The organism is Mucilaginibacter pankratovii (genome assembly GCF_014773265.1).
Lineage (GTDB): Bacteria > Bacteroidota > Bacteroidia > Sphingobacteriales > Sphingobacteriaceae > Mucilaginibacter > Mucilaginibacter pankratovii.
This window is the reverse complement of record NZ_JACWMY010000012.1, coordinates 1-26,531: the sequence shown is the minus strand read 5'-3', so window position 1 is coordinate 26,531 and position 26,531 is coordinate 1. Positions and strand designations below refer to the sequence as shown.

The window sequence follows — 26,531 nt, the reverse complement described above, 5'->3', positions numbered from 1 at the left end:
CCCTCCCGCGGGAGGGAATTTATAAAAGGCAGTCATCATGCGTCACAACCTCGAACAAACACTTTTAGATAAAATAACCGATACCCCCACCCTTGCTGCCCGCATACAGGCCTGGAAAGCAGAGGGTAAAAAAATAGTGTTCACCAACGGGGTGTTCGATCTGCTGCATTTGGGGCATATTACTTATATGGCCAAGGCTGCCGAACTGGGCGATAAACTGGTGATCGGCTTAAATGCCGATGCATCCGTTAAAAGGCTTAAAGGCGAAAGCCGGCCGGTGAACGACCAAAGCAACCGCGCCGCCCTGCTGGCCGCCTTGTTTTTTGTAGATGGTATTGTACTTTTCGAAGAAGATACCCCGCGCGACCTTATCGTTACCTTAATGCCCGATATCCTTGTAAAAGGTGCCGATTACACCATCGAAAACATTGCCGGCGCCAAAGAAGTGCTGGCCAACGGCGGCGAAGTGAAAACCATCAGCCTGGTGGAAGGCTACTCGTCAACCTCCATCATCAACAAAATACGGGCAAATAGCGTAACCGGGTAATTTATCGAGATGAAAATACTGGTTATCCGCTTTAGCTCTATGGGTGATGTAATTTACACCACACCTGTTGTACGCTGCTTAAAAAAGCAGGTACCTAATGCCGAGGTTCATTTCCTTACCAAACCCGCGTTTCAATACATCTACAACAACAATCCCTACCTGGATAAGCTGCTGCTGCTGAAACCAACGCTGGCAGAAACCATTGCAGATATTAAGCAGGAAAAGTACGATTGCATTATAGATCTGCATAATAACCTGCGCACGGCTATCATTAAACTACGCACAGGCATCAGATCATCCACCTATAAAAAATACACCATTCGCAAATGGCTCAGCTTAAAGTTTAACCTAAAATTAGTTCCCAATACCCATCTGGTAGACCGGTACTTAAAAACCGTTGCGTTTTTAGGTGTTACCAACGATGGTAAACCGATAGATTATTACGTAGGGCAATATCAGTTAGATAATCTGCTGCCCTCTTCACTTCAAGCCGGGTTTGTGGCTTTTATTATAGGTGCTACCCATTTTACCAAGCGGTTGCCAAACTATAAGATCATCAATATTTGCAAAGACCTGAAGTTGCCTGTAGTACTTTTAGGCGGCAAAGACGTTAAGGCAAATGCCGACGAAATTGCTACCGCATTGGGCGAGAAGGCTTACAATGCCTGCGGTATAACCTCGCTGGATGAGTCGGTTTTTTTGGTATCTAAAGCGCAGAGCGTTATAGGTTTTGATACTGGGCTTACCCATATTGCCGAGGCATTTAACCGGCCCATCGTATCTGTTTGGGGTGGCACCGTGCCCGATCTGCTGGGCGTACAACCCTACATGGTAAAGGACGTTTTAGTAGCTGGTATTGATCTCAGCTGCCGCCCCTGCTCTAAATTTGGGCTGGAAAAATGCCCGCTGGGCCATTTTAAGTGCATGAATGATATGCCCGAAGCCCCAATTACTTCCTTTGTAAACAGCCGGTAGTTTTTTTCTTGTTCGCGTTCGACATGGGGCGCGAACAGCCCGAACAAGCCCGAACATTGTAATTTGGCACGACCAACTATTAAACAAGCCGGTAAAAATTCTAAATACGATTTCCCTGGTAAATTAAATATCTACACTAAATTTATTTTTTATTATTTACTTTTAGACAAAATTTAACCCTTATACACATGAAAAAATTATTACTCTCCATCGTATTTGTTGCAGCATCAATGGGTGCATTTGCACAGATCCCTAAATTTGGCATCAAAGGCGGCGTAAACTTTGCAAACGTATCTGCATCAAGTGGCAGCGTTTCTGCATCGTTTGACAACTTAACAACTTTTTCCGTAGGTGCATTTGCCGACCTGAAAGCCGGTGCAATATCCATACAACCAGGCTTATTTTATACCGGTAAAGGTTTTCAGTTTGATAACCAAATAGCAAATGAAACCGATAAAATCAAATTATTTTATTTACAGGTACCTGTAAACTTTGTTTACCATGCCCCTATTGTTGTAGGTAATATTTACGTTGGTGCCGGCCCATTTGTAGCTTATGGCATATCTGGCAAAAGTAAAGCAACGAGTGGCGGCACAAGTATTGAAGAAGATATAACCTTTGGAGACGGAGAGGACGATATCAAAAGAACCGAATTTGGTTTACAAGGTATTGCCGGTTTGCAGCTTAAGGGCGGCTTTTTAGTTGGCATCAGCTACGATCTTGGTTTATCAAACATCGCTAATAATATTGATGGCGAAGGTTCCGTAAAAAATAAAGTGTTCGGCGTTTCTGTCGGTTTTACTTTCTAAAAAGAATTTATTCGGACAGATGAAAAAGAGGAGCAATTTTTGCTCCTCTTTTTTTATACTTTTAAACCGATGAAGAAACTGCTGCTGATACGCCACGCCAAAGCCACCCACGAAAGCGGCTACACCGATTTTGAACGCCCGCTTACCGAAAAAGGCATAACAGGTGCCGAAGCAATGGCACAGCACCTGTTGGAGCAAGGCATTATACCGCAATCATTCGTTACCAGCCCGGCCTTACGCACCCATACTACGGCTAATATTTTTACCGACACGTTAAAATTGCCACCATCAACCATCATCAAAGCTATTTATGATGCGGGCGAACCCACTCTGATGCGCGTCATTAATGAGCTACCGGCCGATCAGGATTTTATCGCTCTTGTTGGCCATAACCCAGCTGTAGAACAAATACTTTACACTTTAAGCGGTGCTATAAAAGAAGTGCCGCCTGGTACAGTAGCCCTTATTGAGTTTAATTTGGATACCTGGGAGGAAATTTATGAAGATTCGGGTAAACTCACTTACTACGATAACCCTAAAATTTAGTTGATGCAATAGGTTTTACCCGGCAACGAACGGATGAAACCCTGCAGCTCCATATCCAGCAGCGCCATCGCCAGCTGACTAACAGGCATATTGGTTTTGATGCTCAGGTCATCTATAGCCAACGGCGATCTGTTCTCGCGAATAATGTCATAAATAGCGCGTTCGCCCGCGGATAGGTCGATAGGTAATATCAATTGTTCGGGCGTGTTTTTCAATTCAGTGTTCTTTTCCCAGCCGAGGCTGTAGGCAAGGTCGGCTACGCAGGTAAGCAATTGCGCCTTATTATTGCGGATGAGGAAGTTACACCCTTCAGAATACTCGTCGCCCAGCCTGCCGGGAAAGGCAAAAACATCGCGGTTGTAACTATTGGCTATTTCGGCAGTGATGAGTGCCCCGCCTTTTAGCCCGGCTTCAACCACTACCGTAGCATCGGCCATACCCGCCACAATACGATTCCGCTGCGGAAAGTTCTCCCGGTCGGGATTGGTGCCCGATGAGTATTCGGTCAGTAAGCCCCCGTTTTCCAACATTTTTTCTGCTGTACCCCGGTTTTGCGAAGGGTACATCCGGTCGTATCCATGCCCTAATACGCCAACTGTTGGAACGCCCATACGCAAACATTCTTTGTGCGCAGCCACGTCTATACCCAGGGCCAGCCCGCTTGCTATTAATATATTGTATTCCTGCAGTTCTTCTACCAGTTGTTTACATAGCTGACGGCCATAGTCTGTAGCGTTGCGGGTGCCTACTATGCTGATAATGCGCTGCATATTGAAGTTGGCGTTCCCACGGGAGAATAACAGCAATGGCGAATCGTGGCAGTTTTTTAAGCGCTTGGGATACCGCGGATCGGTATAAAAAAGCACCTCGATGTTATTCTTTTCGATGAATTTTAACTCCAGCTCCGCCCGGCGCATGGCCTCATCAAAATCGGCAAGCTCTAAGGTTTTTGCACCCACGCCGCGTGCTTTGGTAAGCGCCGTTTTTGATAGCCTGAAGATCTGCTCGGCATCGCCAAACTGACTTATCATAGATTTGGCGAGTACCGGGCCTATCTTTTTTACAAACGTTAAAGCGAGTTGATGATGTAACGACATAGTTTTTGCTGCACCTAAAATAGCAATAAATACCAAAATAATTAGCAATTTATTTAAAAACTCTCTCTTTATATGAGAGGGGTGGAGGGGTGTGTTTCTGCCCGATGCATTTCGTAATTGCATGACGGCTAACACACCCCGCCACCACACAATCCCGCGCGCACTCTAGGGAGAGTAATAGCCCATAACTTGACAGGCGGGTAATTCATAAGACGTTCCGCTGGAACGTTAAAGGGTTTTTCGGCATTTTTCTACCCATAAAACATCCCGAAAGGGATGAAGAAAAACAAAGTCGGTCCAGAGGAACGTCTTATGGGTAGAAAAAAAAGCGACAATTTTTACGTTCCAGCGGAACGTCTTATGGAATATGCCTATTGATGGGCTATTACTCTCGAGAGGGGAACAAATAGCATTCGCTACTTTTCGCTCGCATATTTAACTCACCCCGACATCGCTATCGCTTGTCGTCCCTCTCTCCGCAAGCGGAAAGAGGGTTAAACCCGGAAAAACGCCTCAATTTCTCCCCTTCTCTGCGCAGCAGAGGGGGCGGTGGTGATCAACTCATGGCGATAGCATGACCGACATCTTCCAAACACCTGTGGTGAGGACACTGCCTTTCGGTAGGTAGTATTTATTTTTTCTATCCCGATTGGCGGTGCCCTCAACGCCAATTTAGCTGAGTAAAAAAAGAATTTCTAAAAAACTACAAAAATAGTTTGCAAACTATAAAAATAGTTCTACCTTAGCCTAACTACAAAAATAGTTTGCTATGAAAGTAAAAGAACTCACCAAAGCCGAAGAGCAGATCATGCAGATACTGTGGCAATTAAACGAAGCCATTGTAAAAGATATCATTGAGAAAATACCCGAGCCAAAGCCCGCTTACAACACCGTATCTACCGTGGTAAGGGTGCTGGAAGGAAAAGGTTTTATCGATCACAAGGCCTATGGCAACTCCCATGTGTACTTCCCGCTCATCAGCGAGGACGATTACAAAAAGTTCACTTTTGATAAGCTGATGAAGAACTACTTCAGCGATTCGTACAAAAGCCTGGTATCGTTTATTGCTGATGAGAAGAACCTCGGGCTAAAAGAGCTGGATGAGCTAACCGACCTATTAAATAACCTAAAAAACAAAAAACAATGAACTGGCTGCACTACCTTGTTGAAGCGAATATTTACCTGGGGGTATTTTATTTGTGCTATTGCTTGTTTTTAAATAACGAAACCCACTACCTGCTGGGCCGCGCGTACCTGCTGTTTAGCTGCGTGGTATCGTTTGTTTTGCCCATTACACAGCTTAGCGTGTTAAAACCGGTTGAGCAGCTTACCCTGCAGCAGGTAGCTTACACGCAGCAGGTAAATTACGGCCTCTTGCCCGAGATAACCATTGAAGAGCCGGTTGCGCAAATAACTATGGGGGATGTATTGTTTTATGCTTACATCGCCGGCGCAATAATTACCTTATCTATATTGTTTTACCGCCTGTACCGCCTATCCTTACTCACCCGCAAAAGCAAAGCTTTATATGGCAATAAGTACAAGCTTATTCAGCTCAATGGCGATAATACGGCCTTTTCTTTCTTCAACTACCTGTTTATCGGCACCGAAGTGCCACAAGCAGAAACCATTATAGCACACGAATTGGTGCACATCCGCCAAGGGCATTCGGCTGATATTATTTTTGTGGAGCTGATAAAAGTAGTTAGCTGGTTCAGCCCTTTTATTTATCTGGTACAAAGGAGCTTACGTAGTTTACACGAGTACATTGCCGACGAGCAAACCGCCGCGCAGGAACGCGATGCCCTCACCTATTCTTCTTTTCTGTTGAACAACGCCTATGGCATACAGGGTTCGCCTATTGCACATTCTTTCTTCAATTATAACCTTCTAAAAAAGAGAATCATCATGTTAAACCAAAAACGATCAGGCAGCTTAGCAAGGTTAAAATACCTGGCGGCAGTACCCTTATGCGTAGGGATGCTGTGCGCATCAACCCTCGTGTTCAGTAAAGATTACGCGTTTATCGACCTTGCACCTGCTACACCCGTGCAAGCCGAAATCAGCATAGACGAGCCCATAACTAAAACCATCAAATACTTTAAAATAATAGATAAGGTAAAGGATATCACCGCTTATTCTGATAACTTGTCTTTTACAGATCACGGCGTTAAAAAAACCTTCTTTGCCAAAAGTACTTCCGCTGCAGATATAGCCTACATCGAGAAAACAATGAAGCTGACTGTTGAAGTAATTGATGTCGACAGTAAAACCAAAAACCCGGTAGTTATATTCCCGGATGGTGACGCTAAAGTTGATACCAATAAACGTAAGTTATTTCCGCCACCACCACCCTATTTCTTGAGAAAACCTTATGATGCGGTATCGGCCTACCTGCATAAAACTATAAAATTCCCTGCCGAAGCGTTGAAGGCTAAAGAGAACGGCGCGGTTGTATTTAGTTTCGAGCTGGACGCAGCAGGCAAAATAAACAACATAAAAGTACTGCAAAGTAAAGGTGCCGGATACGAAGCGGTAGCCCTTAAAGCCCTGCAAGATTATCCTTACCCTGTAAAAGAAGAAGCAGGAGAGAGAATACTCGAAATGAATTTTTGGCTACCCGATAACCAGGCCACCTACCTCGCCGGCAATAAAACAAGAATGATACCTGGTTTTGTGGGAAACATTATCTTCAATAACGAAACAAGCAAGGGTAACATACCTAACTTACCGCCGCCGCCACCGCCCGCCAGGCCCAAAAAAGTTGGTGCTGTAAAAGGCGTAAAAGTTGCGCCACCTGTTGTCGTAGCCGATGTGAACCCAAAAGCCGTTCCCGTAATATCAATAGAGCCTGTAGCTACAGTCAAAGCAGCACCCAAAGTTTTAATTGATGTAAAACCGGTGGTTAAAACAGTACCCGAGATAACTATTGACCCGGCACCTGCAAAGGCAGCCAAACCCGCTAAGGTTAAACCAATTAAAGCAGCGCCGCCTGTAGTTGTACCCGACGCGCCGACTGGTGCATATAATCAGGATGGTATATCCGATTTCACCAAAGAACTTGCAAGGACCATTAGGTACCCGGTAAGCGCGCGCAACAGCGGCGTTGCAGGCAAAGTTATGCTCAGATTTAGCGTAACAGACAACAAGGTATCGAACGTTTTAGTGATGAGCGGCGTTAATGAGGCTTTAGAGGCAGAAGCTAAAAGAGCACTGGAAAATTATCGCCCGCCGGTTAATCTGAAAAGCGGATTTTATTTTGTGCCGGTTTCTTATGCGATATTAAAGGGCGACAAATATGTGCCCGAAAAAAAATCGACAAGCAGGTCTTCCCAGCTTACCCTTGGACCAACAAAATCATTAAACGAGGTTGTAGTAGTAACCTATATGTAAACAGGTAGAGGCTTTATCCCTTTACGTAGATCACCTGCTTGGTATCGAAAAACTCCTCCTCAAAATAATCTTTGAGGTAGAATTGCTGAACGGCTAAACCCGATTCGGCAATTTCTTGTGTAAGGTCTCCCCCTTTTAAATAGAGTATCCCGCTGGCCAATTTGTTGGTAGTAGCCTTGCTGAATTTCCCGCTTACCCATGGGTAAAAATCCTTCAGCTGCGTAACCGCGCGCGACACCACAAAATCAAATTTCTCCTTTATTTCTTCGGCACGGGCATGTGTGCCTTTAACGTTTTTTAAGCCTAATGCTGTGGCAACCTCGTTTACCACCTTTATTTTTTTGCCGATAGAATCTACTAAATGGAACGCTGTTTCGGGGAAAAGTATGGCCAACGGGATGCCCGGGAAGCCTCCGCCGGTACCTACATCAAGCACGTTTTCGCCAGGCAAAAAGGGCATTACTTTGGCTATGCCGAGCGAATGCAGCACGTGGCGCTCGTAAAGCAGGTCGATATCCTTGCGCGATATTACGTTGATCTGGTTGTTCCAAAAAGTATAAAGCTCCTGCAGGCGGGCAAATTGTTCCTTTTGAACGGGGGTAATATCCGGGAAATATTGCAGGATCAGATCAGATGTCATCCTTATTATGTCGGTTAATAATGTTGCCTAAAAGGAACCTCGCCCTAAACAATTGCGCCTTTACGGTACCCAGAGGTAAGTCCAGTTGCTGGGCAATTTCCTCGTAGGATAACTCGTCGAAATAGCGCAGGGTTATTAGGTTACGGTAGCGGATAGGTAAACTTTCTATCAGTAATTTAAGCTCCTCGGTTTGTTGTTTTTTGATGGAGGTTTCCTCCGGGTTCAGCACATCCGCCTTTATTTGCAGCGGTTTTTCGTCCCCGTCCTCATCCAGCATACCGTGGATTGACTGCGTGTTCAGCTTTTTCTTGCGGATAAAATCGATGCAATTATTAGTAGCCACGCGGAAAAGCCAGGTGCTAAAAGCGTACTCGGGCTGGTATTTTTCCAGTTTTTCGAAGGCCTTGGCAAAGGTTTCTACGGTGAGGTCCATCGCGTCTTCCTTGTTGTTTACCATCTTCAGCACCATAAAGTAAATGGAGTCTTTATAGCGGTGCATCAGGTCGGCATAGGCCTTTTGGTTGCCTTCCCTGGCCTTCACCACCAGGTGAAAATCATTCTTAGCATTCTCGGTAAAATTGGCGTTTACTTCCATCGGGTTGGTTTTATAAAAGTCCCTATCAATCCAAACACGTTTAAGTAAAGGTAGTATATCAAATCAAATAAAGGCAGCGCCCAAAGCAAATCGCCGGCATCCAGCTTCTTGTAAACCTTAAAGTATATGATGGCCTGCAATATCAGCCTAAAAGCTACAATACCTATGGCCAGCAGCGGTTCAAACTTAAATACCAGGCACAATATAAATAAAACATAAAACAAAAAGCCGCTTATGGCATCAAAACTTAGCATGCGGCGATGCCTGTTCTTATACTCTTTACCCACCCCCATGTGGCGTTTTTTTTGCCTGAACCAGCTGCCCAGGGTAGTTTTTGCAGGCGTATAAGTAAAGGTATCGGGGTGTATCTCCATTACGGAATTTTCGGCTGTGGCGTTTTGGTTTACAAACAAATCGTCGTCGCCGCTCATTAAATGCATATGCGCTGCAAACCCTTTCGACCCAAAAAATAAAGTTTTGGTATAGGCCAGGTTGCGCCCTATGCCCATATAAGGGTCGCCGTTCAGCGCGGCGGAAAGGTAGTTGATAGCTGTTTTCACCGTCTCGAACCGCACAAAAGAATTTAAGAAATTACTGCTGCGGTAGTACGGCGAGTACCCTAAAACAATCTCGGCACCCGGTGTGGTAAAGTTTGCGGCCATACGGGTTATCCAATTAAGGGTAGCGGGTTTGCAATCGGCATCGGTAAACAAAAGGTGCTCGTTTTTGGCTGCTTTTATACCGAGGGTAAGCGCGAATTTTTTACCGGTTTTATAGCGGTCGTGCTCGGTAATGGTCACAATTTTAAGGTGAGGGAATTCCCGCTGGATATCCTGCAGTACCTCATCCGAGTTATCGTGCGAACAATCGTTCACTACCACTACCTCATAATCAGGATAAGTTTGCTGTAATATATAAGGTAAGTTTTCGGTAAGGTTGCGGCTTTCGTTACGTGCGCTGATGATAACCGAAACGGGGATATTAACTTGTGGCAGCTCTTGTAAAGGCCTGTAGCTATACAGCCTGCTGTGGTTACCAACTAAATAGTACAGCTGAACGATGAAACAAAGCTGAAATAAAACAAATAACGCTTCTTGAATATAGCCTTCCAAAACCCTAAATAAAATGAACGCAAATTTGATAAAAAAGGTTGATAAAGTGTTGGAAAAGTTAGGAGAAGTTATAAAGGTTGAAAGGGCCCTAAAGGTTAGAAAAGTTGAAGCTGTTATAGGATGTGCTACTCAAAGCAAAAGTGGATTTGCTAATGCTTATTGCTTAAGACCATATCCCTTTTTAACTCACAAAGTTTTCAACTTCTACAAATTTTTTAACCTTTCTAACCTCTTCAATATCTCACAACCTTTCTCAACCTAAATCACTAATTTTGCGGGATTAATGGAATTTACTTTAACAGCACAAGATCCACTTTCTAAGGCCCGCGCGGGCGAATTGGTTACCGACCACGGCGTGATACAAACGCCCATTTTTATGCCGGTGGGCACGGCAGGCACCGTAAAAGCCGTGCATCAGCGCGAGCTTAAAGATGATATTAAGGCACAAATTATATTAGGAAACACCTATCATTTATATCTGCGCCCGGGCTTAGATATAATAGAAGGCGCCGGCGGATTGCACAAATTTAACGGCTGGGACGGCCCTATTTTAACCGATAGCGGCGGCTATCAGGTGTATTCGCTTACCGATGTACGCAAAATAAAGGAGGAAGGTGTTACCTTCCGCTCGCATGTGGACGGCTCAAAACACCTGTTTACGCCCGAAAATGTGATGGATATTCAGCGCATAATTGGTGCCGATATCATCATGGCTTTTGACGAATGCACCCCCTATCCCTGCGATTATAACTACGCAAAACGCTCTATCGAGATGACCCACCGCTGGCTAAAACGCTGCTGTGAACGGTTTGATAGCACCCAGCCAAAGTACGGTTATAACCAAACTTTGTTCCCTATTGTGCAGGGTTCGGTGTATAAAGATCTGCGCGTGCGGTCGGCAGAGGTGATCGCTTCATTCGGGCGCGAAGGCAATGCCATAGGCGGTTTATCAGTAGGCGAACCCGCCGAAGAGATGTACGCCATGACCGAAATTGTATGCGATATTTTGCCCCAAAGCAAGCCCCGCTACCTGATGGGAGTAGGCACTCCGGTGAATATTTTGGAGAATATAGCACTGGGGATTGACATGTTCGACTGCGTAATGCCCACCCGCAACGCCCGCAACGGTATGCTTTTTACCAAGGATGGCATCATCAATATGCGCAACGAAAAGTGGAAAAACGACTTCTCGCCCATTGAAGCAGACAGCGATCTGTTTGCCGATACGCAGTATACCAAAGCCTATTTAAGGCACCTTATCCACTCGGGCGAGATGCTTGGCGCGCAGATAGCAACGCTGCATAACCTGCACTTTTACTTGTGGCTGGTGAAAGAAGCACGCAATAAAATCATCAGCGGGGAGTTTTACGACTGGAAGAAAATTATGGTGAACCGCCTGGGGCAACGATTGTAAATGAGGAAGCTTTTAGACCGTTATTTAAAAACGATTGATTGGTATATTATTAAGAAATACCTGGGCACATTTGTGTTTACCCTGGGCATTTTTATGGCCATATCCGTAGTGTTTGATATCTCGGAACACCTGGATAATTTCCTTAGAGAGAATACATCTTTAAACGATATCATATTTAAATATTATGCTGGTTTCATCCCTTTTTACATGATGATGCTGTCGCCGCTGATCAACTTTTTGTCGGTAATTTTCTTTACCGCCAAGATGGCGAACCAAACCGAGATCGTACCGATACTTACAAGCAAGGCGAGTTTTTACCGATTTTTAAGACCCTATATCGTATCGGCTACGGTGATCTTTACGATATCAATACTGGCAAATATCTTCGTAATTCCGTTCACCAATAAGCTGAAAGTAGACTTTGAAACAGCCAACTCCTTCACCGGCGGCGACGACCCAACCAAAAGTGAAGTGCATATTCAATTAGATAAAAACACCTTCGTTTTTCTGCAATCGTACGACCCGCAGGTGCACGTAGGCTACCAGTTTATGCTCGAAAAATTCGACGGAACGGAGCTAAAAATGAGGCTTACCGCTCCCAGTATCCAGTTTGATACGGTGAAAACAAGGTGGAGAATCATCAGCCCATCCATCCGTTACGTGAATGGTTTAAAGGAGCATTTCATCTCCAACGGGCAGATGATCGATACCGTTTTAGACATGCGCCCCATTGATTTTGAGGTGCACGATAACGTCAACAGTAACGTATATGGGGGTATGTCGTTAAAGGTTTTAAACACGCTTATCGAGAAAGAAAAGCTCCGCGGAACGGGTGCTTTGATAGACATGCAGTTTGAAAAATATCGCCGTTTTGTAGAGCCCTTATCCTCCTTTGTGCTCTGCCTTATTGGGGTTGCTATCTCCTCGCGTAAGGTGCGCGGAGGGGTTGGATTGCCCCTGGGAATCGGGATTTTCATCTGTTTTGTATACATTGTAGTAAACCGTTTTGCGCTGGTTTTTGCAGTAAAAGGCGGCTTTCCACCACTCCTATCGGTGCTTATTCCTAACGTAGTTTTTGGTATATTGGGCTGTATATTGATTGCTAAAGCGCCCAAATAAATGCCCCAAAACGCCATCGGCCCAGCCTTAAATAAGAATCTCGTTATCCTCCATTTCACTGTTTTTGTATGGGGATTTACGGGTATATTGGGGCAGCTTATCACCATATCGGCGGTAAATTTGGTTTGGTACAGGGTTGGTATCGCCGTAATTTCCTTGTTTTTTTACTTCACATTTAGCAAAAAAGCATACAAAACTGAGCTAAAAACACTGGCAAAAATGGCGCTTACCGGGGCTTTGGTAGGCGGCCACTGGATCCTTTTTTTCGCTTCCATTAAGCTTTCCACCGTTCCGGTAACGCTGGTTTGCCTCTCGTCCATCACACTTTTTACGGCAATTTTTGAACCGCTCATCAACAAAACGCGCATCTCAAAAATGGAGATCGTGGCCGGTATTTTTATTATCACCGGCATAGTTCTGATCTTTAAATTCGAAACACGATACACTAAGGGTATTATCGCCGGGCTCATTAGCGCGGTACTGGCAGCACTTTTCGCCATCATCAATTCGCGTTTTGTGAAGAAGCATGAGGCTCCTGTAATCGCCTTTTACGAGCTATCCGGTGCCTTTGTATGGATCACTATTTACCTCGCCATAACCGGCAGTTTCCAAAATTTCAGCTTTCCAAAACCTACCGATATCGGTTACCTCATATTGCTTGGCACCATTTGCACATCGCTGGCCTACGTGGCTGGCGTATCTGTAATGCGCGAACTTTCGGCCTTCCGGGTGGCCCTTATCACCAACCTCGAGCCGGTGTACGGCATCCTTATGGCCTTCCTTTTTTTGGGCGACAGGAACCGGGTAACCCCGGGTTTTTGGATAGGCGCGGTTATCATTCTCTCCACCATCTTTCTGTACCCGGTGGCGCAGAAACAGGTTGCCAGGCGTAAGAACAAATAACTCCACCCTTTTAAATTACCACCAAATTTATTAAGCATCGTGCCGTCCTCTACCAGAGTAGGGGTAGAGTAAGCTTCAAAAAAACAACTCGTTTTAAGCTCTTCTAAGCCATTCAAATTTCCAGCCGGGGAATAGTGCGCCGCCATCAATTTCGCGCCGGCAGGTGCAAAATCACAAATTTTGATAGTGTATTGAATTAATACTTCAGCAAAAGAGGTGCTTGGAATTTTTTTGGCGACTTACCAGTACTTTTTTGGGCAAATTTTTTTAAATAGTTAATTTATATGATAAATATATTAAACTTAAAATCAATTTATTATATAGATTACATAACTCATAAATTTAAATAAGTCGAAGTTCTAAAATTTCAAAATGCTAAACATATTAGTACGCATTGACACAGTATCTTGCAAACCCATTTATCAGTATAATAATGAGCATGATACAGCATGTTATGTAACGCGTTTATACAAACGATAAAATTTAGCCCTGCAGCGTTTAAAAGTGTACCGAACTAAAATTAGAGAGTTCCGCAGAAATTGCAGGAGTACTACCCGCGTATGCAGATCGATTTTTTGGGGCGAAAAAATGACCGAAAAAATTCCCCCGGTTTTTGATGATCTGACGGCACCAGATCATCAAAAACCGGGGGAAACCCATAGGAGCTAAAAATAGAAGGAAATAGAAGGGGCGGAAAAAATCGCGTTTTAAAAATTGTTATCGTGAGATTTTGCGATGATGAAATTCGGCAAGAAAAATCTCTCTCGTTTTTTGGGGAGCCCTACCCGGCTTTTGAAACCCGCATCGCCGGGCGGTAAATCAGTTTTTAAAAACAGTAAAAAAAATCGCATCTTGTGATAGCCATAAGCGGTAAAAATTCATGCGCATTAAAACCACCATCATTCTTATCATCGCAATTTTGCTCACCATCATTTTTATGCAAAACCTGGAGCAGGTGCGGTTCACCATTTTATTCTCTACGATGTATGTTTCTAAAATTACGATGATGCTGATCGTTGGGGTGATCACGTTTATTTTAGGCTACCTTGTTGGCCGCCCGGGCAAAACCAAATACAACCATATCGGTTATGACGAGGATAACGATGCCGGCACCAAACCTCATACACTAAGTGATGAGGACAAGGAGTACCTCAACTAATTTAGAATTTAGATTTACGATTTTAGATTGAGCGATCAGTACGATGGCCAACCAGACTTGAGCGCGGTGAGAAAATCTAAACGTTGTAAAAAACCTGGTTGTTTTCTTCCATCGCACACAAGTCGGGCAGTCCCTCGAAGATCCCGAAAACGGAGGCTCCACTCCCGCTCATACTGGCGTATAGCGCACCATGTTCGTACAGCTCTGCTTTTACGCCACGGATAACGGGGTTGTCGCGGAAGATGTGCCCTTCAAAATCGTTCTTAATATGGCGTTTCCAATTCGCTATGGGGGTTTTTATCAGCTCGTATAAACTTTCCTTAACTGGCGCCGGTTTTACGCCTCTGTAAGCCTCCGATGTAGATACGTGGGCATCTGGCATCACCAAGACAATATTATAGCCTGTAAGGTCTAATTTTATGGATTCAAACTCATCGCCCTTGTCAAAAGCGAAAACGGGTTTGCCTTCGATAAAGAAAGCGCAGTCGGCACCCAGCACGCGGGCGTAATCCATCATGGCGTCAACCGACAAACCAAGTCCGAATTTCTCGTTCATCAGTTTGATAAAAAAAGCGGCATCGCTTGATCCTCCGCCGAGCCCTGCGCCTATCGGGATATTCTTGTGGAGATGGATTTTTACCGGTGGCAATTTTGGGAAATCCTTCTTCAGCAAATGGTAGCCCTTGATGCAAAGATTGTCGTTAAGGTCGCCCGGGATATCAAGCCCCGAATAATCGAAACTGAGCTTGTCGGCTTCTACCACTTCCAGCACGTCGTTAATTTTGATGGGGTAAAAAACCGTCTCCAAATTATGGTAGCCGTCGGGCCGGCGTTCGGTAATGTTGAGGCCTATATTTATCTTTGCGTTCGGGAATACGATCATGTAGAATTTGATTAACAACCCATGTATTTATAAACATCGGTAGGATACCAAAATTAGATTATTTTTCTTTGTCTTTTTAAAAACGTTCATTGGCTCAATAGTTCATTTGCTCATTGGTATCTTTTCCAATCAACCCGAACAAGCCAACCAACCCAACAACACCAACCATGAAACAATACCTCGACCTGATGCAGCACGTGATGGATACCGGCGCACAAAAGCATGACCGTACCGGCACCGGCACTCTCAGCGTATTTGGCTACCAGATGCGTTTTAACCTGCAGGATGGTTTCCCGATGGTGACTACCAAAAAGCTGCACCTAAAATCGATCATCCATGAGCTGATCTGGTTTTTAACCGGCGATACCAACATCCAGTATTTAAAAGATAATGGTGTGCGCATTTGGGATGAGTGGGCCGATGCCGATGGTAACCTCGGCCCTGTGTATGGCTACCAATGGCGCAGCTGGCCAAAACCCGATGGCGGCCACATCGACCAGATAACCCAGGTGGTAAACACCCTGAAGAATAATCCTGATTCGCGCCGCATCATGGTATCGGCCTGGAACGTTGCGGACGTTAACCAGATGGCCCTTCCACCCTGCCATAGCCTGTTCCAGTTTTATGTGCAGCCCGCGGATGTATCCCAAGGCGAAACAAAGGGCAAGCTCTCCTGCCAGCTTTACCAGCGCAGTGCCGATATATTTTTGGGCGTGCCTTTCAACATCGCCTCCTATGCCCTCCTCACCATGATGATGGCCCAGGTGTGCGACCTGGAATACGGCGACTTCATCCACACCTTTGGTGATGCCCACATTTACAACAATCACCTGGAGCAGGCAAAGCTGCAACTAAGCCGCGAACCAAAGCCTTTGCCAACGATGAGGATAAACCCGGAGGTGAAAGATATCTTTGGCTTTAAGTTTGAGGATTTCACATTGGAGAATTATGAGCCGTGGCCGCATATTAAAGGGATTGTTGCTGTATAGTCATGGGTCATTGGGTCATTGGGTCATGGGTCATTGGGTCATTGGGTCATTGGGTCATTGGGTCATTGGGTCATTGGGTCATTGGGTCATTAAAAGGAATTTGATTTTTGGAGTGCTGTTTGTTTCATTTCGCCAATATTTTGTAAATTCGACTATGGCTAAGAATCTTTCGGTTAAACCGAAAAGAAAGCGTACTAATTTGAAAAAATCACAGCGGGCAAAATTGATGGGGATTTACAGGCAAGTTTTGAATGATGTGAAGTTGTTTAAACAGGGCAAACTAAAAACCTATCCAATTGAGCAATTATGGGAGGAGTTATGACAACGCCGGAATTAAAAGAAGAGATAATCAAAGAACTCGATAATATACCAGAAGCTTCTTTAAAAGATGTCCTGGAATTGATAATCAAAATCCAACAGAAACATTATATTGACGTTACCAAGCTTGACGAGTACGTTGATGCTATCATATCCGAAAATAGGGGATTATTTAAGAGATTAGCTGAATGATTAGTATCTAACAGGCTATTTGCATTGCCGAGAAAGGAATTTGATTTTTCGGAGATAGTTTGTTTCTTTATTACTTATGATTTTTGCCAATGAGTAATAGAATTGAAGATTTAGAGGTCTACAACCTTGCGGACACCTTCGGAAATAAAATATGGTTCCTGGTTTTGGAGTGGGATTATTTTACAAAGGACACTGTAGGAAAACAATTAACACGAGCCGCCGATTCGATAAGCGAAAATATCGCCGAGGGATTCGGCCGCTATCACTATAAAGAAAATAAAAATTTCTGCTACTTTAGCAGAGGCTCTTTAATCGAGACCAAAGGCTGGCTAAACAAATGCCTAGTTAGGAATTTGATGAGTGCAGATAAGCACGCAGAACTCATCAAGGAGTTAGAAACCATCCATCATAAACTTAACATTTACATAAAATACATTGGGAAGAAAATCATTGAGCAGCCAAACAATGACCCAATGACCCAATGACACAATGACAATTAGTATTATAGTAGCCATCGCCGAAAACCACGCCATCGGCAAAAACAACCAACTGCTTTGGCATATGCCGAACGACCTGAAGCATTTTAAAACGATCACGTCGGGCCGTACCATTATCATGGGGCGCAAAACTTTCGATTCGGTTGGCAAGCCGCTGCCTAAACGCCGCAATATTGTGGTGACAAGGCAGGATATCGAGATCCCCGGATGCGAGGTGGTGAAATCGATAGATGAGGGCCTGGCGCTTTGTGCGCACGATGATGAAGTGTTTATTGGCGGCGGTGCCGAAATTTATCGCCAGGCAATGGCTAAAACCGACAGGATCTATCTTACCATTATCCATAAAGCATTTGAGGCGGATACCTTTTTCCCGGAGATAGACTACCTGCAATGGCAGGAAGTTAGCCGCGAAGACTTTGAACCCGACGAGAAAAACCCGCTTCCTTATTCATTTATACAGTTAAACCGCCGGTAACAAAACCCGCTATTATTTTGTTTCAATTAAAAATTTCATGCTTGTGAAATTTTATTAGATTTGCCGTCTATTTTTAAAAAGCTTATAAACTAATTAATTACATATAAATTCGCGATGCAAGGTAAAGGGGTTATTAAATTTTTCGCCATTCTGCTGGCTGTTGTGTGCTTGTACCAGCTTTCATTTACGTGGGTGGCCCATAAAGTTGAGAACGATGCCAAGGTATATTCCAAAGGCAATCCTGAAAAGGAAACGGCCTATTTAGATTCAATATCTACTCAACCGGTGTATCCGCTCATTGGGCACACCTACCAGTACTGCCTTGACAGGGAACTTGCCCTGGGCCTGGATTTAAAAGGCGGCATGAGCGTAACCATGCAAATTTCGTTGCGCGAGTTGGTTCAAACTTTATCAAACAACAACCCCGACCCTGTTTTTAAACAGGCAATGGCCGATGCCGAAAAAGATGTTGTTGAACAAACAAGCAAGGATTATATTACCCTTTTTGTTGATGCTTACGAAAAACGCGCTCCCAATGCAAAATTGGCCGCCATATTTGCAAACAGCAGCAACCAGGACAAAGTAAAGTTTAATTCTACCAATAGCCAGGTTGAGGCTTACCTGAAAGACCAGGCCTCCGCCGCTGTGCAGCAATCGTACACCGTATTGCACCGCCGTGTGGATCAGTTTGGTGTTACGCAGCCAAATATTCAGTTGCAAAAAAGCACCAACCGTATTTTGATCGAACTTCCGGGCGTTAAAGAACCGGAGCGTGTTCGTAAACTTTTATCAGGTACTGCAAAGCTGGAGTTTTATCAAACTTATGATAATACCGAAGTGTACTCGTTGTTAAACAACGTAAACAGCATACTGGGCGCAAAAGCCAAGGCTGCTGCCAAAACCGATACTACCAAAGTAACCGCCGCTGCTAAAACACCAACCAGCTTAAAAGATTCTGCAAACTCTTTATTAAACAAGCTTAAAAATGCTAACGGTAAAGATTCATCTGCACTAAACAACAAATCGCAGCTGGCTGCACAAAATCCGTTGTTCTCGGTAATGAGCCTGGTTACTTATCCCGATGCAAACAACCAGCAGCAATTGGCCCCCGGCCCTATTGTTGGTTACTCGCAGGTAAAAGATACCGCTAAAGTAAATTCATACCTGCGTAGCGCCGATGTAGCAAGTGTGTTGCCAAGAAACATTAAATTCCTTTGGGGGGTAAAACCTATCGAAAAAACAAAGGTGTTCCAGTTATACGCCATTAAACTGGCAGGTGCCGAAAATGGCCCGGTACTTACCGGCGACGTGATCACCGATGCCCACAAAGACGTTAACCAGCTTAACGGCGGTTACGAGGTTATCATGAACATGAACTCGCAGGGTGCCCAGAAATGGAAAAACATTACTGCTGAAGCGTCAGCGGGTGCTAACAAAAGAGCTATCGCTATTGTACTGGATGATAACGTGTATTCTGCTCCTAACGTTCAAAACGAAATTTCGGGTGGTGTATCATCCATATCGGGTAATTTTAAAATAGAAGATACCGAGGATTTAGCCAACGTATTAAAGGCCGGCCGTTTACTTGCTCCTGCCCGCATTGTTGGCGGCGAGGTGGTAGGCCCGTCTTTAGGCCAGGAAGCTATCAGCGCAGGTTTACTGTCATGTGTACTTGGTTTAGTAGTTATCCTGATCTTCATGATCGCTTACTACAACCGCGCGGGTACCGTTGCAGTAGTAGCCGTATTGGTTAACGTATTTTTCCTATTGGGTGTATTGGTAAGTATCCGTGCGGTACTAACCCTGCCGGGTATAGCCGGTATCATCCTTATTTTGGGTGTGGCGGTTGATGCCAACGTATTGGTTTACGAACGTGTGCGCGAGGAGCTTGCTTTGGGCAAATCTATCCGCATTGCAGTTGCCGATGGTTTTTCACATGCCTTACCTTCTATCCTTGATGCTAACATCAGTACTTTCTTAACAGGTATTATCTTATTCATATTCGGTTCGGGCCCAATACAAGGTTTCGCAACTACTTTAATGATCGGTATCATTACTACCTTGTTCTGCTCATTATTGATCTCGAGGTTGATATTTGAATTTATGCTCGAAAAAGGCTGGGATATCAAATTCTCAAACCCATGGAGCTCACATACCTTCAAAAACGCCAATTATGGCTTCGTGAAAAACCGCTTTAAGTTTTACGCTTTCTCGGGTATCTTCATCGCTGCTGGTTTAGTATCAATGGTAACCCGTGGCTTTAACTACGGCGTAGACTTTGGTGGCGGCCGTACATACCTTGTACAGTTCCCTAACAAAGCAGCTACAACCGATCAGATTCACAAGGAGCTTGATAAATCTTTAGGCTTTGGTTCGGAAGTAAAAACCTATGGTGCCGATAAGATCAGTATTACTACCAACTACTTAATTAACGATACTGCTCCTGATGCAGACGATAAGGTAGAGGCAGCTTTAATTGATGCCTTAAAAGTGAACCCGGTTACTACAATTACCACTAAAGATATTTTAAGTCACCAAAAGGTGGAGGCCACCGTTGCCAACGAGTTAAAGTCTTCGGCAAAATGGACCATCATTATCGCCATCCTGGTAATATCTGCTTATATATTGATCAGGTTCCGCAAATGGCAGTTTAGCCTTGGTGCGATGGTTGCTACCGCACACGATGCTGCAATGGTGTTATCGTTCTTCTCTTTGTTTAAGGATATATTACCGTTCTCGCTGGATATCGACCAGGCCTTTATCGCAGCCCTGCTTACCGTTATTGGTTACTCTATTAACGATACCGTAGTAGTGTTCGACCGTATCCGCGAGTTCCTTAACCTGCATCATGCTAAAACCGACGACCCTAAAGAGGTTATCAACCACGCTATCAACAATACGCTTAGCCGTACCATTATTACTGCTTTAACAGTGGTAATGATCCTGATCATATTGTTCCTGTTCGGTGGAGATGTGTTACGTGGTTTCTCATTCGCGTTATTGATAGGTGTACTGTTCGGTACCTACTCGTCGATCTGCGTGGCGACACCGGTTATCATCGACTTTGGAAAGAAAGACCTCAGATAATATAATATGACATTAATTAAAGGCTCCAAAGAACATTTGGAGCCTTTTTTGTTTAACAGCTAAGGATTTAGTACACAAAAATCTAAGTATCATGAACCCCAATGAACTGTCAAAATTCCCAACAGTAGTCGTCATAGGCGGCGGCTTCGGCGGCATACAGGTTGCCAAACAGCTTGCCAATAAGCCTGTGGAAGTTATACTGCTTGATAAACATAATTACCATACTTTTCAGCCGCTGCTTTACCAGGTTGCCACCGGCGGGCTGGAGGCCGAGTCGATAGGCTTCTCCCTCCGCAAAAACTTCGAGGGGCAAAAAAACCTGCGTTTCCGCATTGCCGAGGTAAGTAAGATAGATACTGAAAGCAATATAGTACATACCGACATTGGCCCTATCCCCTACGATTACCTGGTGATAGCCACGGGCTCGACCACCAATTTCTTCGGCAACAAGGATATCGAAAAATACGCCATGCCGATGAAATCGATACCGGAGGCTCTTAACCTGCGCTATATGGTGCTGCAAAACCTGGAAGAGGCTATTTTAAAGCCCTCTAAAGAAGAACGCGCACCCTACCTGTCCTTTGTGCTGGTTGGCGCCGGCCCTACCGGGGTGGAGCTTGCAGGTGCCTTAGCCGAATTGCGCAACCACGTGCTCAATAAAGATTATCCCGAACTCGCCAAAGAAGAAATGAAGGTTTACCTGGTAGATTTTTTGCCGAAGGTATTAGGTCCTTTCTCTGATGAAGGCTCCAAGGCTGCACAGGGCTTCCTTACCAAAATGGGTGTGGAAGTATTGCTGAATGTAAAGGTAGAGAGCTACAATGGCGAAGAGATAAAATTTGAGGGTGGTAAAAGTATCCGCACCAAAAATGTTATCTGGTCGGCAGGTGTGGCGGGTGTTGTGCCCGATGGTGTGGGTAAAGAAGCCATAGAACGCGGTAACCGCATTAAGGTGGATAACGTTTGCCGAATGGTGGGCAGCAGCAACATCTTCGCTATTGGCGATGTGGCTGCCATGATTACCGACGATACGCCAAAAGGGCACCCCGGCGTGGCACAAGTGGCCATACAAATGGGGCAGCTTACCGGCAAAAATATCAACCGCATTATCAGGGGCGAGCAACCCGAACCCTTTAAATATTTTGATAAAGGCTCGCTGGCCACCATTGGCCGTAACAAAGCCATTGCCGACTTGGGCAAGATCAGGTTCCAGGGATTTTTTGCCTGGCTGATATGGATGTTTGTGCACCTCATCTCGCTGATGGGCGGGCGTAACCGGGTTATTGTATTTATTAACTGGGTGGCCAGTTATATGAATAATAATGGCGGCAGCAGGCTCATTATCCGTAAATTTAAGCCGGAAGAATTAGCCAGTAAAACCGAGCAGGTATCTAAACCCGACTAACATGCCCGATAGCCCGATAAAAATTACCGAATGCCCCCGCGATGCTATGCAGGGGCTTCATGAATTTGTACCCACGGATATAAAAGCAGCCTACATTAACCTGCTTTTGCAGGTGGGTTTTGATACCATCGACTTCGGCAGCTTTGTAACGCCAAAGGCCATCCCGCAATTGCGCGATACGGCCGAGGTGTTAAGCAAACTTGACCTCAGCAGTACACGCTCCAAACTATTGGCCATTATAGCCAATTACCGCGGTGCAGAAGACGCTGCGGCGCATGGAGAGATTACCTTTTTAGGATATCCATTTTCCATATCGGAGACATTTCAACTCAGGAATACTAATACAACCATTGAGCAGGCGTTCGACAATGTAAAGCGGATAAACGAGCTCTGTGTAGCTAAAGACAAATCGTTGTTGATATACCTTTCTATGGGGTTTGGCAACCCTTACGGGGATGAATGGAATACCGAGATAGTGCAGCATTGGGCACAAAAGATGATTGATGAGGGGATTGGGTACATTGCCCTATCTGATACGATTGGCATTGCTACACCGGAGCAGATCAGCAGCTTGTATCCTGCATTAACCAAACTGTCGGAAATAACGAGTTTTGGGCTTCACCTCCACTCCACGCCCGATACCTGGCAAGAAAAAGTTGCCGCAGCATATGAGGCGGGATGCACACGTTTTGATGCCGCCTTAAAAGGCTACGGCGGCTGCCCCATGGCCAAAGACGAGCTTACAGGTAACATCGCTACCGAAAACCTGATTGCCTACCTCCTGCACCAAAACAGCGACTTAGGGCTTGATCTGGATAAACTGGGCGAAGCGATGGAATACTCGGGGAGGGTATTTGGGGAATAAGGCAAAACCCTACCCACCCCGGCGTCATTGCGAGGCACGAAGCAATCTCCCGATAAGCAGGGCGGATATGCAAGCTTAGAGATTGCTTCGTACCTCGCAATGACGTGATGGTTATAATCTTCCCTAACTCCTCACCATCTTATAATGCCTTATCCCCGCCTCCTCGAACTCCGGCCCGGTTTTCTCAAAACCGAAACGCTCATAAAGGGTAACAGCATCAAGCTGGGCGTGCAGGTAAACATATTTGGCATCGGCGGGTAGTGCGGCTAATACGGCACGTACCATCTCCTGCCCTACACCAAAACCACGAAATTTCTTTAATACAGCAAAACGCTCTAATTTATAACCTTTATCGGTCCTTCTCCAGCGGCAGGCACCAGCGGGTTCGTCGTCAACTGTAACGAGAAAATGGGTGCTTTCATCGTCAAATTCTACCTCCAGATCGGGCGGGCAATTTTGCTCCTCAACAAAGACTTCGCGCCGTATGGCAAATACTTTTTCCAGTTCGTTAGGGTCACTTACCTGGTGTACTTCTATTTTTGAGGGCTCGGGCATAATGGGGTTTAGATTTATAGCCGGTTAGTTTGGTGTTATGGTTCTCTTCCGCTGCATCTATCGAATGCGTACAGGTGAGGTCGTCCTCCTTCTCGGCCAGATCGGATAATTTTACGTAAAATTTATGTAACTGGTCAAGGTTTTCTTCGCTTAAATCCTCAATATCCACCATTCGGTTACTGGCTCCCTGGTGCGATGCAAGCAACTCGTTCAGCTTTAAATGAATAGCTTTCGAATCCTTGTTCTGCGATTTCTGGATCAGGAAAACCATTAAAAAGGTGATAATGGTGGTGCCTGTATTGATGATGAGCTGCCAGGTGTCCGAATAATTAAATATTGGCCCGGTTACCAGCCACACCACGATGGTGCATATCGCGATGATAAAAGCGGCAGAACTCCCGGTTGCGGCAGTTGCCCAGTTGGCAAATTTCTCGAATAAATTCTTGTTCTTCTTTTTGGCCATGGCACTAAATATTTTACCATATAACCTAAAAAAAGCGCCAATGTTGCAAACACTGGCGCTTTTTATTCTGACAGTAGTTTTAGCTTAGATCTTGCTGTTAGCGTCGATGCAATTCAGATCGCCGAAGGCAACGGTTAAGCGTTTTACAAAGGTTTCTTCGGCCTTGCGCAACCATACGCGTGGGTCGTAGTATTTTTTGTTTGGAGAATCTTCACCATCAGGGCTGCCAATTTGTGTTTGCAAATAACCTTCTTTTGCCTGGTAGTAATCTTTTATACCTTCCCAAAATGCAAACTGCATATCGGTATCAATGTTCATTTTTATAGCACCGTAAGATATCGCTTCGCGAATTTCTTCCTGGCTCGAACCCGAACCACCGTGGAATACGAAGTTGATAGGTTTATCAGCAGCAAGGCCGTGTTTCTCTTTTAAGTAAACCTGTGAGTTGTGAAGGATAACCGGTTGTAATTTTACGTTACCCGGTTTGTACACGCCGTGTACGTTACCAAATGCAGCAGCAATGGTAAATTTATCGCTCACTTTAGAAAGTTCTTCGTAAGCGTAAGCAACCTCTTCCGGCTGGGTGTATAAGCGTGAGCTATCTACATCAGAGTTATCAACACCATCTTCTTCGCCGCCGGTTACACCAAGCTCAATTTCAACGGTCATGCCCATTTTAGCCATACGGGCCAAGTATTTAGCAGATATTTCAATATTCTCTTCGATAGGCTCTTCAGAAAGATCGAGCATGTGTGAAGAAAACAAAGGCTTGCCGGTTTCAGCAAAAAATTTCTCGCCATGCTCCAACAAACCGTCTATCCACGGCAATAATTTTTTTGCGGCATGGTCGGTATGTAAAATTACGGCAACACCATATTGTTCTGCCAGCAAATGCACGTGCTTTGCAGCAGATACACCGCCTAAGATGCAGGCCTGTAGTTTTGAATTATCAAGCGATTTACCCGCGTAAAACTGCGCGCCGCCGTTTGATAACTGGATAATAACAGGGGAGTTAACAGCCTTTGCTGTTTCCATTACTGCATTTATAGTGTTTGTGCCGATAACGTTTACCGCCGGCAAAGCAAACTGGTGCTCTTTAGCTGCTTCAAATAGTTCCTGCACCTGGTCTCCGGTGAGAACTCCTTTGTAATCTTTTAAACTCATTAACTTTATGTTTGTGCGCCGAAGTTATAAAAATTGTTGAAAAGTTGTAAGGTTTAAAGGCTGAAATTTGAAATAATATAGATAGACAACCGTTTATATAGACTTTATTCACTGCTAAAAGCCGAAGCAAATGTTCCCACGAGCTGCCGCAAAAAGATCACAACATTTAAAGTGCCGAAACTTTCCACCCTTACAACCTTTCAACATTAAAACATTGAAACATTACAACCTTTTTTCGTTTCTTTGCAATACTTGAAAGACTTAGAAATAGATATGGCGTGGTTTAAGCGAGAACTTAAAGGGATAATTACGACTACTGAGGAAAAGAAGGAAGCCCCCGATGGCATCTGGAACAAATGCCCCAACTGTAAAAAACCTTTGCATTACTCCGAGCAGGTTGAAAACCAATACGTTTGCCACTATTGTGGTTTCCATATACGCATTGGCTCCAAAGAGTATTTTTCTATTCTGTTTGATGATAATCAATTCACCGAATTGTTTGGCGGCCTAACCTCGGGCGACCCGCTGCACTTTACGGATACCAAAAAATATACCGACCGCTTAGTTGAAACCAAGAAGAAAACCGGTTTGCAGGATGCCATCCGTGCCGGCGTTGGCAAAATGAACGGCCAGGACCTGGTTATCGCCTGTATGGACTTTAACTTTATCGGTGGTTCTATGGGTTCGGTAGTGGGCGAAAAGATAGCCCGTTCTATCGATTACAGTATTGCTAATAAGATCCCTTTCCTGATGATCTCCAAGTCGGGCGGCGCCCGGATGATGGAAGCGGCCTTCTCGCTGATGCAGATGGCCAAAACATCAGCTAAACTGGCCCTGTTAAGCCAGGCTAAAATACCTTATATCTCTTTACTAACCGACCCTACAACAGGTGGTGTAACCGCATCTTACGCCATGCTGGGCGATATTAACATTGCCGAGCCAGGTTCATTGATCGGATTTGCCGGCCCGAGGGTTATTAAAGAAACCATTAAAAAAGACTTACCAAAAGGTTTCCAAACTGCAGAATTTGTGCAGGAACACGGTTTCCTTGATTTTATAGTAGATCGCAGGGAAATGAAAGAAAAACTGGCGAGTTTCTTAAAGATGCTGGCACCGATAGCCGTTAAAGAAAGTTAACTAAACTATAATTTTCCGAAGATATAAAGGCTGCCCTGTTGGGTGGCCTTTTTTTGTTAGCCTTCACACCCGACGCGTCATTGCTGTAAGGGTTTAGTAATTCGATGACAGATTAGCGGTTTTAATTTTTGTTGTTTAGGGTGCACATTTCAATAGGTTTTTTACCATTAATACCTTGATGAGGCCTTTCCC

The 26,531-nt window shown here is 44.7% G+C and carries 28 protein-coding genes; 20 read left to right on the top strand and 8 right to left on the bottom strand.

The window, feature by feature from the left end; translation table 11 throughout:
• The first annotated feature begins 37 nt into the window (after positions 1-37).
• From rfaE2 to IDJ77_RS21075, 4 genes are all read left to right on the top strand, one after another.
• A complete protein-coding gene (gene rfaE2, locus IDJ77_RS21090; RefSeq protein WP_191190966.1) occupies positions 38-547 on the top strand; it encodes a D-glycero-beta-D-manno-heptose 1-phosphate adenylyltransferase in 510 nt (169 codons plus the stop codon).
• A 9-nt stretch (positions 548-556) separates the two neighbouring features.
• Positions 557-1,522, top strand: a complete 966-nt coding sequence (locus IDJ77_RS21085; protein ID WP_224751180.1) for a glycosyltransferase family 9 protein — start codon at positions 557-559, stop codon at positions 1,520-1,522.
• Between the two features lie 188 nt (positions 1,523-1,710).
• On the top strand, positions 1,711-2,331 hold the full coding sequence (locus IDJ77_RS21080; RefSeq protein WP_191190965.1) for a porin family protein: 621 nt from the start codon (positions 1,711-1,713) through the stop codon (positions 2,329-2,331).
• A 69-nt stretch (positions 2,332-2,400) separates the two neighbouring features.
• Entirely contained in the window at positions 2,401-2,877 is a 477-nt protein-coding gene (locus IDJ77_RS21075) for a SixA phosphatase family protein (RefSeq protein WP_191190964.1), read from the top strand.
• Here IDJ77_RS21075 and dprA read toward each other — a convergent pair.
• A complete protein-coding gene (dprA, locus tag IDJ77_RS21070) occupies positions 2,874-3,974 on the bottom strand; it encodes a DNA-processing protein DprA (RefSeq protein ID WP_191190963.1) in 1,101 nt (366 codons plus the stop codon). The two genes, IDJ77_RS21075 and dprA, sit on opposite strands and share 4 nt — an antisense overlap.
• A 769-nt stretch (positions 3,975-4,743) precedes the next feature.
• Between dprA and IDJ77_RS21065 the strand changes: the two genes are divergently transcribed.
• Both IDJ77_RS21065 and IDJ77_RS21060 read left to right on the top strand, forming a co-directional pair.
• Positions 4,744-5,121 carry a BlaI/MecI/CopY family transcriptional regulator gene (locus IDJ77_RS21065; protein ID WP_191190962.1) on the top strand — a complete coding sequence of 126 codons (378 nt, stop codon included), beginning with the start codon at positions 4,744-4,746 and terminating at the stop codon, positions 5,119-5,121.
• Positions 5,118-7,367 carry an energy transducer TonB gene (locus IDJ77_RS21060; protein ID WP_191190961.1) on the top strand — a complete coding sequence of 750 codons (2,250 nt, stop codon included), beginning with the start codon at positions 5,118-5,120 and terminating at the stop codon, positions 7,365-7,367. The genes IDJ77_RS21065 and IDJ77_RS21060 overlap by 4 nt, the downstream gene beginning before the upstream one ends.
• Positions 7,368-7,380: 13 nt before the next feature.
• Here the strand turns inward: IDJ77_RS21060 and rsmG are convergent, their stop codons facing one another.
• The 3 genes from rsmG to IDJ77_RS21045 are packed head-to-tail and all read right to left on the bottom strand — an operon-like array spanning position 7,381 to position 9,714.
• Positions 7,381-8,007 (bottom strand): 16S rRNA (guanine(527)-N(7))-methyltransferase RsmG, encoded by a 627-nt coding sequence (gene rsmG / locus IDJ77_RS21055; RefSeq protein WP_191190960.1) that lies wholly within the window; start codon positions 8,005-8,007, stop codon positions 7,381-7,383.
• Positions 7,997-8,602, bottom strand: coding sequence for an RNA polymerase sigma factor (locus tag IDJ77_RS21050; RefSeq protein WP_191190959.1), 606 nt, complete (start codon positions 8,600-8,602; stop codon positions 7,997-7,999). Before IDJ77_RS21050 ends, rsmG begins: the two co-directional genes overlap by 11 nt.
• The gene (locus IDJ77_RS21045) at positions 8,593-9,714 is read right to left on the bottom strand and encodes a glycosyltransferase (RefSeq protein WP_191190958.1); all 1,122 of its coding nucleotides are present in this window, start codon (positions 9,712-9,714) and stop codon (positions 8,593-8,595) included. The genes IDJ77_RS21050 and IDJ77_RS21045 overlap by 10 nt, the downstream gene beginning before the upstream one ends.
• A gap of 13 nt (positions 9,715-9,727) precedes the next feature.
• Between IDJ77_RS21045 and IDJ77_RS21040 the strand changes: the two genes are divergently transcribed.
• The 5 genes from IDJ77_RS21040 (at position 9,728) to IDJ77_RS21020 (ending at position 14,309) form a co-directional block, all read left to right on the top strand.
• Positions 9,728-9,976, top strand: coding sequence for a hypothetical protein (locus tag IDJ77_RS21040; RefSeq protein ID WP_191190957.1), 249 nt, complete (start codon positions 9,728-9,730; stop codon positions 9,974-9,976).
• A 21-nt stretch (positions 9,977-9,997) separates the two neighbouring features.
• Positions 9,998-11,128 (top strand): tRNA guanosine(34) transglycosylase Tgt, encoded by a 1,131-nt coding sequence (gene tgt / locus IDJ77_RS21035; protein WP_191190956.1) that lies wholly within the window; start codon positions 9,998-10,000, stop codon positions 11,126-11,128.
• Positions 11,129-12,247 (top strand): LptF/LptG family permease, encoded by a 1,119-nt coding sequence (locus IDJ77_RS21030; RefSeq protein ID WP_191190955.1) that lies wholly within the window; start codon positions 11,129-11,131, stop codon positions 12,245-12,247. It abuts the gene before it with no gap.
• Positions 12,248-13,150 (top strand): DMT family transporter, encoded by a 903-nt coding sequence (locus tag IDJ77_RS21025; RefSeq protein WP_191190954.1) that lies wholly within the window; start codon positions 12,248-12,250, stop codon positions 13,148-13,150.
• 880 nt (positions 13,151-14,030) lie between these two features.
• Entirely contained in the window at positions 14,031-14,309 is a 279-nt protein-coding gene (locus IDJ77_RS21020) for a hypothetical protein (protein WP_191190953.1), read from the top strand.
• 76 nt (positions 14,310-14,385) lie between these two features.
• Here the strand turns inward: IDJ77_RS21020 and ispE are convergent, their stop codons facing one another.
• Positions 14,386-15,192, bottom strand: a complete 807-nt coding sequence (gene ispE, locus IDJ77_RS21015; protein WP_191190952.1) for a 4-(cytidine 5'-diphospho)-2-C-methyl-D-erythritol kinase — start codon at positions 15,190-15,192, stop codon at positions 14,386-14,388.
• Positions 15,193-15,359: 167 nt separating this feature from the next.
• On the opposite strand from ispE, the gene IDJ77_RS21010 reads away from it, so the two are divergent.
• The 8 genes from IDJ77_RS21010 to IDJ77_RS20975 all read left to right on the top strand — a co-directional run bounded on the left by IDJ77_RS21010 (position 15,360) and on the right by IDJ77_RS20975 (position 23,020).
• The gene (locus IDJ77_RS21010; RefSeq protein WP_191190951.1) at positions 15,360-16,181 is read left to right on the top strand and encodes a thymidylate synthase; all 822 of its coding nucleotides are present in this window, start codon (positions 15,360-15,362) and stop codon (positions 16,179-16,181) included.
• 154 nt (positions 16,182-16,335) lie between these two features.
• Positions 16,336-16,503, top strand: coding sequence for a hypothetical protein (locus IDJ77_RS21005; protein WP_191190950.1), 168 nt, complete (start codon positions 16,336-16,338; stop codon positions 16,501-16,503).
• Positions 16,488-16,691, top strand: coding sequence for a hypothetical protein (locus tag IDJ77_RS21000; RefSeq protein ID WP_191190949.1), 204 nt, complete (start codon positions 16,488-16,490; stop codon positions 16,689-16,691). The genes IDJ77_RS21005 and IDJ77_RS21000 overlap by 16 nt, the downstream gene beginning before the upstream one ends.
• A gap of 89 nt (positions 16,692-16,780) precedes the next feature.
• Positions 16,781-17,176: a four helix bundle protein gene (locus IDJ77_RS20995; protein ID WP_191190948.1), complete on the top strand. Its 396-nt coding sequence runs from the start codon at positions 16,781-16,783 to the stop codon at positions 17,174-17,176.
• A gap of 4 nt (positions 17,177-17,180) precedes the next feature.
• The gene (locus IDJ77_RS20990) at positions 17,181-17,663 is read left to right on the top strand and encodes a dihydrofolate reductase (protein WP_191190947.1); all 483 of its coding nucleotides are present in this window, start codon (positions 17,181-17,183) and stop codon (positions 17,661-17,663) included.
• A 114-nt stretch (positions 17,664-17,777) separates the two neighbouring features.
• Positions 17,778-20,750: a protein translocase subunit SecDF gene (gene secDF, locus IDJ77_RS20985; RefSeq protein WP_191190946.1), complete on the top strand. Its 2,973-nt coding sequence runs from the start codon at positions 17,778-17,780 to the stop codon at positions 20,748-20,750.
• 91 nt (positions 20,751-20,841) lie between these two features.
• Positions 20,842-22,155 (top strand): NAD(P)/FAD-dependent oxidoreductase, encoded by a 1,314-nt coding sequence (locus IDJ77_RS20980; protein ID WP_191190945.1) that lies wholly within the window; start codon positions 20,842-20,844, stop codon positions 22,153-22,155.
• A gap of 1 nt (position 22,156) precedes the next feature.
• The gene (locus tag IDJ77_RS20975; RefSeq protein WP_191190944.1) at positions 22,157-23,020 is read left to right on the top strand and encodes a hydroxymethylglutaryl-CoA lyase; all 864 of its coding nucleotides are present in this window, start codon (positions 22,157-22,159) and stop codon (positions 23,018-23,020) included.
• Positions 23,021-23,143: 123 nt separating this feature from the next.
• Here the strand turns inward: IDJ77_RS20975 and IDJ77_RS20970 are convergent, their stop codons facing one another.
• The 3 genes from IDJ77_RS20970 to fbaA form a co-directional block, all read right to left on the bottom strand.
• A complete protein-coding gene (locus IDJ77_RS20970) occupies positions 23,144-23,575 on the bottom strand; it encodes a GNAT family N-acetyltransferase (protein ID WP_191190943.1) in 432 nt (143 codons plus the stop codon).
• Complete coding sequence (locus IDJ77_RS20965) at positions 23,535-24,038, bottom strand: low affinity iron permease family protein (protein WP_191190942.1); 504 nt, start codon at positions 24,036-24,038, stop codon at positions 23,535-23,537. Before IDJ77_RS20965 ends, IDJ77_RS20970 begins: the two co-directional genes overlap by 41 nt.
• Before the next feature lie 84 nt (positions 24,039-24,122).
• Complete coding sequence (fbaA, locus tag IDJ77_RS20960) at positions 24,123-25,202, bottom strand: class II fructose-bisphosphate aldolase (RefSeq protein WP_191190941.1); 1,080 nt, start codon at positions 25,200-25,202, stop codon at positions 24,123-24,125.
• A 273-nt stretch (positions 25,203-25,475) separates the two neighbouring features.
• Between fbaA and accD the strand changes: the two genes are divergently transcribed.
• Positions 25,476-26,339, top strand: a complete 864-nt coding sequence (accD, locus tag IDJ77_RS20955; protein ID WP_191191146.1) for an acetyl-CoA carboxylase, carboxyltransferase subunit beta — start codon at positions 25,476-25,478, stop codon at positions 26,337-26,339.
• The last annotated feature ends 192 nt before the right edge of the window (positions 26,340-26,531 follow it).

What these genes read in the sequence shown, in the direction of transcription:
- rfaE2 (WP_191190966.1), top strand. Translation starts at nt 38, where the DNA reads ATGCGTCACAACCTCGAACAAACACTTTTAGATAAAATAACCGATACC.
- IDJ77_RS21085 (WP_224751180.1), top strand. Translation starts at nt 557, where the DNA reads ATGAAAATACTGGTTATCCGCTTTAGCTCTATGGGTGATGTAATTTAC.
- IDJ77_RS21080 (WP_191190965.1), top strand. Translation starts at nt 1,711, where the DNA reads ATGAAAAAATTATTACTCTCCATCGTATTTGTTGCAGCATCAATGGGT.
- IDJ77_RS21075 (WP_191190964.1), top strand. Translation starts at nt 2,401, where the DNA reads ATGAAGAAACTGCTGCTGATACGCCACGCCAAAGCCACCCACGAAAGC.
- dprA (WP_191190963.1), bottom strand. Translation starts at nt 3,974, where the DNA reads ATGTCGTTACATCATCAACTCGCTTTAACGTTTGTAAAAAAGATAGGC.
- IDJ77_RS21065 (WP_191190962.1), top strand. Translation starts at nt 4,744, where the DNA reads ATGAAAGTAAAAGAACTCACCAAAGCCGAAGAGCAGATCATGCAGATA.
- IDJ77_RS21060 (WP_191190961.1), top strand. Translation starts at nt 5,118, where the DNA reads ATGAACTGGCTGCACTACCTTGTTGAAGCGAATATTTACCTGGGGGTA.
- rsmG (WP_191190960.1), bottom strand. Translation starts at nt 8,007, where the DNA reads ATGACATCTGATCTGATCCTGCAATATTTCCCGGATATTACCCCCGTT.
- IDJ77_RS21050 (WP_191190959.1), bottom strand. Translation starts at nt 8,602, where the DNA reads ATGGAAGTAAACGCCAATTTTACCGAGAATGCTAAGAATGATTTTCAC.
- IDJ77_RS21040 (WP_191190957.1), top strand. Translation starts at nt 9,728, where the DNA reads ATGAACGCAAATTTGATAAAAAAGGTTGATAAAGTGTTGGAAAAGTTA.
- tgt (WP_191190956.1), top strand. Translation starts at nt 9,998, where the DNA reads ATGGAATTTACTTTAACAGCACAAGATCCACTTTCTAAGGCCCGCGCG.
- IDJ77_RS21030 (WP_191190955.1), top strand. Translation starts at nt 11,129, where the DNA reads ATGAGGAAGCTTTTAGACCGTTATTTAAAAACGATTGATTGGTATATT.
- IDJ77_RS21025 (WP_191190954.1), top strand. Translation starts at nt 12,248, where the DNA reads ATGCCCCAAAACGCCATCGGCCCAGCCTTAAATAAGAATCTCGTTATC.
- IDJ77_RS21020 (WP_191190953.1), top strand. Translation starts at nt 14,031, where the DNA reads ATGCGCATTAAAACCACCATCATTCTTATCATCGCAATTTTGCTCACC.
- ispE (WP_191190952.1), bottom strand. Translation starts at nt 15,192, where the DNA reads ATGATCGTATTCCCGAACGCAAAGATAAATATAGGCCTCAACATTACC.
- IDJ77_RS21010 (WP_191190951.1), top strand. Translation starts at nt 15,360, where the DNA reads ATGAAACAATACCTCGACCTGATGCAGCACGTGATGGATACCGGCGCA.
- IDJ77_RS21005 (WP_191190950.1), top strand. Translation starts at nt 16,336, where the DNA reads ATGGCTAAGAATCTTTCGGTTAAACCGAAAAGAAAGCGTACTAATTTG.
- IDJ77_RS21000 (WP_191190949.1), top strand. Translation starts at nt 16,488, where the DNA reads ATGGGAGGAGTTATGACAACGCCGGAATTAAAAGAAGAGATAATCAAA.
- IDJ77_RS20995 (WP_191190948.1), top strand. Translation starts at nt 16,781, where the DNA reads ATGAGTAATAGAATTGAAGATTTAGAGGTCTACAACCTTGCGGACACC.
- IDJ77_RS20990 (WP_191190947.1), top strand. Translation starts at nt 17,181, where the DNA reads ATGACAATTAGTATTATAGTAGCCATCGCCGAAAACCACGCCATCGGC.
- secDF (WP_191190946.1), top strand. Translation starts at nt 17,778, where the DNA reads ATGCAAGGTAAAGGGGTTATTAAATTTTTCGCCATTCTGCTGGCTGTT.
- IDJ77_RS20980 (WP_191190945.1), top strand. Translation starts at nt 20,842, where the DNA reads ATGAACCCCAATGAACTGTCAAAATTCCCAACAGTAGTCGTCATAGGC.
- IDJ77_RS20975 (WP_191190944.1), top strand. Translation starts at nt 22,157, where the DNA reads ATGCCCGATAGCCCGATAAAAATTACCGAATGCCCCCGCGATGCTATG.
- IDJ77_RS20970 (WP_191190943.1), bottom strand. Translation starts at nt 23,575, where the DNA reads ATGCCCGAGCCCTCAAAAATAGAAGTACACCAGGTAAGTGACCCTAAC.
- IDJ77_RS20965 (WP_191190942.1), bottom strand. Translation starts at nt 24,038, where the DNA reads ATGGCCAAAAAGAAGAACAAGAATTTATTCGAGAAATTTGCCAACTGG.
- fbaA (WP_191190941.1), bottom strand. Translation starts at nt 25,202, where the DNA reads ATGAGTTTAAAAGATTACAAAGGAGTTCTCACCGGAGACCAGGTGCAG.
- accD (WP_191191146.1), top strand. Translation starts at nt 25,476, where the DNA reads ATGGCGTGGTTTAAGCGAGAACTTAAAGGGATAATTACGACTACTGAG.